The following is a 366-nucleotide window of genomic DNA, read 5'->3' on the forward strand; positions in this document are numbered from 1 at the left end:
GAGGGGCTACTCTTTGATACAGCTGTTGGTGGTGATGCTGTTGGCTTCGATATTGGCGACGGCGGCCTTTACGGCCTATCGGGAATCGGTCCGCGCGGCCAACCTGCGTGCGGCGCATGCCGCCCTGCTGGAAAATGCGCGCTTTATGGAGCAGTTCTATGCGAAAAAGGGCAGCTTTAAGCTGACGTCGACGAAGTGGCCGGAGCTGCCGGTGAAGGAGGCGGGCGGTTTCTGTATCAGGATGAGCGGTCAGGCTAAGGGCATCCTGGAGGGTAAGTTTACCCTGAAGGCGGTGGCGCTGGATAGGGAGGCAGAGCCGAGGGTATTACGCTTGAACGAGTCGCTGACGGCGGTGGTGTGCGGGAA

The 366-nt window shown here is 60.1% G+C and carries 1 protein-coding gene; it reads left to right on the top strand.

Going from position 1 to position 366, the window contains the following annotated elements:
- Positions 1 to 13 precede the first annotated feature (13 nt).
- Positions 14 to 366, top strand: a 353-nt coding sequence (locus HMPREF2608_RS06385; RefSeq protein ID WP_283122297.1) for a type IV pilin protein, incomplete at its 3' end; no start/stop codon positions are given.

It is taken from the genome of Neisseria sp. HMSC064D07, from assembly GCF_001837185.1.
Classification (GTDB): Bacteria; Pseudomonadota; Gammaproteobacteria; order Burkholderiales; family Neisseriaceae; genus Neisseria; species Neisseria flavescens_C.